Source organism: Pseudonocardia sp. N23 (genome assembly GCF_002583555.1).
Taxonomy (GTDB): domain Bacteria; phylum Actinomycetota; class Actinomycetes; order Mycobacteriales; family Pseudonocardiaceae; genus Pseudonocardia.
This window is the reverse complement of record NZ_BEGX01000094.1, coordinates 1-5,491: the sequence shown is the minus strand read 5'-3', so window position 1 is coordinate 5,491 and position 5,491 is coordinate 1. Positions and strand designations below refer to the sequence as shown.

The window sequence follows — 5,491 nt, the reverse complement described above, 5'->3', positions numbered from 1 at the left end:
CACGTTTGATGTCGGCGGCGACCTACTCTCCCACACCCTGGCGAGTGCAGTACCATCGGCGCTGGAGGGCTTAGCTTCCGGGTTCGGGATGGGACCGGGCGTTACCCCTCCGCCATAACCACCGACAACACTATCCAATTATCCCCAACAACAAACACACAACAACCCGCCGGCCAGCGAACCCGAAACAGGCCCAACCAGCCAACCAACACTCAACCACCCACCACCCGACACACAAAGCGCCGAACAATGAACATGGTTGTGTGCTCAGGGTCACACAGTGGATGCAAACAACACGTTATGGCAAGCCCTCGGCCTATTAGTACCAGTCAACTCCACCCCTCACAGGGCTTCCATCTCTGGCCTATCAACCCAGTAGTCTGCTGGGGGCCTTAACCACGCAAGGTGGTGGGAGACCTCATCTTGGAACGAGCTTCCCGCTTAGATGCCTTCAGCGGTTATCCCTTCCGAACATAGCCAACCAGCCATGCCCCTGGCGGGACAACTGGCACACCAGAGGTTCGTCCGTCCCGGTCCTCTCGTACTAGGGACAGCCTTCCTCAAGTCTCCTGCGCGCGCGGCGGATAGGGACCGAACTGTCTCACGACGTTCTAAACCCAGCTCGCGTACCGCTTTAATGGGCGAACAGCCCAACCCTTGGGACCTACTCCAGCCCCAGGATGCGACGAGCCGACATCGAGGTGCCAAACCATGCCGTCGATATGGACTCTTGGGCAAGATCAGCCTGTTATCCCCGGGGTACCTTTTATCCGTTGAGCGACACCCCTTCCACCAGGTGGTGCCGGATCACTAGTCCCGACTTTCGTCCCTGCTCGACCTGTCGGTCTCACAGTCAAGCTCCCTTGTGCACTTACACTCAACACCTGATTGCCAACCAGGCTGAGGGAACCTTTGGGCGCCTCCGTTACTCTTTGGGAGGCAACCGCCCCAGTTAAACTACCCACCAGGCACTGTCCCTGAGCCAGATCATGGCCCGAGGTTGAGACACCCAATTCGACCAGAGTGGTATTTCAACAACGACTCCGCAACCACTGGCGTGGCCACTTCACAGTCTCCCACCTATCCTACACAAGCCGAACCGAGCACCAATACCAAGCTGTAGTAAAGGTCCCGGGGTCTTTCCGTCCTGCCGCGCGTAACGAGCATCTTTACTCGTAGTGCAATTTCGCCGAGTCTCTGGTCGAGACAGCGCCCAAGTCGTTACGCCATTCGTGCAGGTCGGAACTTACCCGACAAGGAATTTCGCTACCTTAGGATGGTTATAGTTACCACCGCCGTTTACTGGCGCTTAAATTCTCCGCTTCGCCCCCAAAGGGACTAACAGGTCCTCTTAACGTTCCAGCACCGGGCAGGCGTCAGTCCGTATACATCGTCTTGCGACTTCGCACGGACCTGTGTTTTTAGTAAACAGTCGCTTGGGCCTGGTCTCTGCGACCGCCAACCCCTAGCCCGCAAGAGGCTTCAAGGTCAACGGCCCTCCTTCTCCCGAAGTTACGGAGGTATTTTGCCGAGTTCCTTAACCAGAGTTCACTCGATCGCCTTGGTATTCTCTACCTGACCACCTGTGTCGGTTTAGGGTACGGGCCGCAACAGCACTCGCTAGAGGCTTTTCTCGGCAGCATGGGATCACCCTACTTCGCCTCAATCGGCTACGCATCACCTCTCACCCACGACATCAAAGTCAGACACCCGGATTTACCTGGGCATCGGGCTACAGGCTTGCACCAGGACAACCAACGCCTGGCGGGACTACCCTCCTGCGTCACCCCATCGCTTGCCTACTACCGGATCGGGTCCCACGCTCCACCCACAAACCAACCCGAAGGTCAGTAAAGGGCTTCGGATGGTTAGCATCACCGGCCTCGACACGGACGCACCATCACGGGCACGGGAATATCAACCCGTTGTCCATCGACTACGCCTGTCGGCCTCGCCTTAGGTCCCGGCTCACCCTGGGCGGATTAACCTGGCCCAGGAACCCTTGGTCATTCGGCGGCAGAGGTTCTCACTCTGCATTCGCTACTCATGCCTGCATTCTCACTCGCACACCCTCCACACCTGGCTCACGCCGGCGCTTCGCTGGATGCACGACGCTCCCCTACCCAACCCGACATACATCGGATTGCCACGGCTTCGGCGGTGCACTTGAGCCCCGCTACATTGTCGGCGCAGGACCACTTGACCAGTGAGCTATTACGCACTCTTTAAAGGGTGGCTGCTTCTAAGCCAACCTCCTGGTTGTCCGGGCGATCCCACATCCTTTCCCACTTAGCACACGCTTAGGGGCCTTAGCCGGTGATCTGGGCTGTTTCCCTCTCGACTACGAAGCTTATCCCCCGCAGTCTCACTGCCACGCTAGAAGTACCGGCATTCGGAGTTTGGTTGACTTCAGTAAGCTTTTAGGCCCCCTAGGCCATCCAGTGCTCTACCTCCGGTACCCACCACGCAACGCTGCACCTAAATGCATTTCGGGGAGAACCAGCTATCACGGAGTTTGATTGGCCTTTCACCCCTACCCACAGCTCATCCCCCAGGTTTTCAACCCTGGTGGGTTCGGGCCTCCACCACGTCTTACCGTAGCTTCACCCTGGCCATGGGTAGATCACTCCGCTTCGGGTCTACACCCCGCGACTACACGCCCTATTCAGACTCGCTTTCGCTACGGCTACCCCTCACGGGTTAACCTCGCCACGAAGCATAACTCGCAGGCTCATTCTTCAAAAGGCACGCCATCACCACCACGACGAATCGCAGCCCGGCTCTGACGGCTTGTAGGCACACGGTTTCAGGTACTATTTCACTCCCCTCCCGGGGTACTTTTCACCTTTCCCTCACGGTACTAGTCCGCTATCGGTCATCAGGGAGTATTTAGGCTTAGCGGGTGGTCCCGCCAGATTCACAGCAAATTCCACGAGCTCGCTGCTACTCGGGAGTACAACCCACAACACCACACCAGTTTTCGCGTACGGGGCTCTCACCCACTACGGCGACCCTTTCCAGAAGTCTTCCACTAACTGGATGTGCATGAAGTCCACAGTCCGGCAGAACTATGACGGTCATATCCCACAACACCCCAACTGCAACCCCTGCCGGGTATCACACAATCAGGGTTTAGCCTCTTCCGCTTTCGCTCGCCACTACTCACGGAATCACAATTGTTTTCTCTTCCTGTGGGTACTGAGATGTTTCACTTCCCCACGTTCCCCCTCATACCCTATGAATTCAGGCATGAGTGACACCCCATGACGGGTGCCGGGTTTCCCCATTCGGACACCCTCGGATCACAGCTCGGTTGACAGCTCCCCGAGGACTATCGCGGTCTCCCACGTCCTTCATCGGCTCCTGATGCCTAGGCATCCACCGTGTGCCCTTAAACACTTGACCACAACAAGATGCTCGCATCCACTATGCAACACTCAACACACAACCACACCCCACCAGACCAGCACCACCACAACCACACCCCGACACAGTCAGAGCAACACCCACCCACAAAAGACAGGCACAACAGGTTGCGTTAGGACACCACCAGCAGAGGCGGACCAGAAAAAACAACCACGACCAAAGCCGCAGATGTCCCCTCAGGACCCAACAGTGTGCCGAACCCCCACCCACAGGCAGGAAAGCCTTCGAATCAGCAGAAAATGTTCCACCCAGCCGCACCACACAACCAACCCCAACCAGGGCCGGCCACATTGTTCACGATGCGGAATAAGATGAAAGGAGAACCAGACCCATCACCCCACCCCGAAGAGCAGGACCCCATCCGAAAACAGGAACTGAGCTGATTAGCCTCACCACTCGGTGAGCTCCTTAGAAAGGAGGTGATCCAGCCGCACCTTCCGGTACGGCTACCTTGTTACGACTTCGTCCCAATCGCCAGTCCCACCTTCGACAACTCCCTCCCTCACGGGTTAGGCCGTCGGCTTCGGGTGTTACCAACTTTCGTGACGTGACGGGCGGTGTGTACAAGGCCCGGGAACGTATTCACCGCAGCGTTGCTGATCTGCGATTACTAGCGACTCCAACTTCACGGGGTCGAGTTGCAGACCCCGATCCGAACTGAGACAAGCTTTAAGGGATTCGCTCCACCTCGCGGTCTCGCAGCCCTCTGTACTTGCCATTGTAGCATGTGTGAAGCCCTGGACATAAGGGGCATGATGACTTGACGTCATCCCCACCTTCCTCCGAGTTGACCCCGGCAGTCTCCCATGAGTCCCCGCCATAACGCGCTGGCAACATGGAACGAGGGTTGCGCTCGTTGCGGGACTTAACCCAACATCTCACGACACGAGCTGACGACAGCCATGCACCACCTGCACACCAACCACAAGGGAAGCCCTATCTCTAGGGATGTCTGGTGCATGTCAAACCCAGGTAAGGTTCTTCGCGTTGCATCGAATTAATCCACATGCTCCGCCGCTTGTGCGGGCCCCCGTCAATTCCTTTGAGTTTTAGCCTTGCGGCCGTACTCCCCAGGCGGGGTGCTTAATGCGTTAGCTGCGGCACAGAGACCGTGGAATGGCCCCCACACCTAGCACCCACCGTTTACGGCGTGGACTACCAGGGTATCTAATCCTGTTCGCTCCCCACGCTTTCGCTCCTCAGCGTCAGTATCGGCCCAGAGACCCGCCTTCGCCACCGGTGTTCCTCCTGATATCTGCGCATTTCACCGCTACACCAGGAATTCCAGTCTCCCCTGCCGAACTCCAGTCATGCCCGTATCGACCGCAAGCCCACAGTTAAGCTGCAGGTTTTCACGACCGACGCGACAGACCGCCTACGAGCTCTTTACGCCCAATAATTCCGGACAACGCTCGCACCCTACGTATTACCGCGGCTGCTGGCACGTAGTTGGCCGGTGCTTCTTATCCAGGTACCGTCACTTGCGCTTCGTCCCTGGCGAAAGAGGTTTACAACCCGAAGGCCGTCATCCCCCACGCGGCGTCGCTGCGTCAGGCTTCCGCCCATTGCGCAATATTCCCCACTGCTGCCTCCCGTAGGAGTCTGGGCCGTGTCTCAGTCCCAGTGTGGCCGGTCGCCCTCTCAGGCCGGCTACCCGTCGTCGCCTTGGTAGGCCATCACCCCACCAACAAGCTGATAGGCCGCGGGCCCATCCCCAGCCGAAAAACTTTCCACCACCCACCATGCGATGAGAGGTCATATCCGGTATTAGACCCAGTTTCCCAGGCTTATCCCAGAGCTGAGGGCAGGTCACCCACGTGTTACTCACCCGTTCGCCGCTCGTGTACCCCGAAAGGCCTTACCGCTCGACTTGCATGTGTTAAGCACGCCGCCAGCGTTCGTCCTGAGCCAGGATCAAACTCTCCAACAAAACCCTGACAAACAAACTGGCACCCAACCCAGAAACGGGGTTCCCAAGCCGGGCACAAAACAAACTGGCACAAACCGCCAATTCAAAAACAAGCTCGACACACTGTTGAGTTCTCAAAAGACACCCGCACACCAT

3 rRNA genes are annotated in these 5,491 nt (G+C 57.6%); all 3 read right to left on the bottom strand.

The features are described from left to right. Positions 1-9 precede the first annotated feature (9 nt). Positions 10-126 (bottom strand): 5S ribosomal RNA (gene rrf / locus TOK_RS22995). A 173-nt stretch (positions 127-299) separates the two neighbouring features. Next, a 23S ribosomal RNA gene (locus TOK_RS22990) occupies positions 300-3,405 on the bottom strand. 433 nt (positions 3,406-3,838) lie between these two features. Next, positions 3,839-5,356: ribosomal RNA gene (locus TOK_RS22985) — 16S ribosomal RNA — on the bottom strand. The 16S, 23S and 5S rRNA genes sit together here, the layout of an rRNA operon. Positions 5,357-5,491 lie beyond the last annotated feature (135 nt).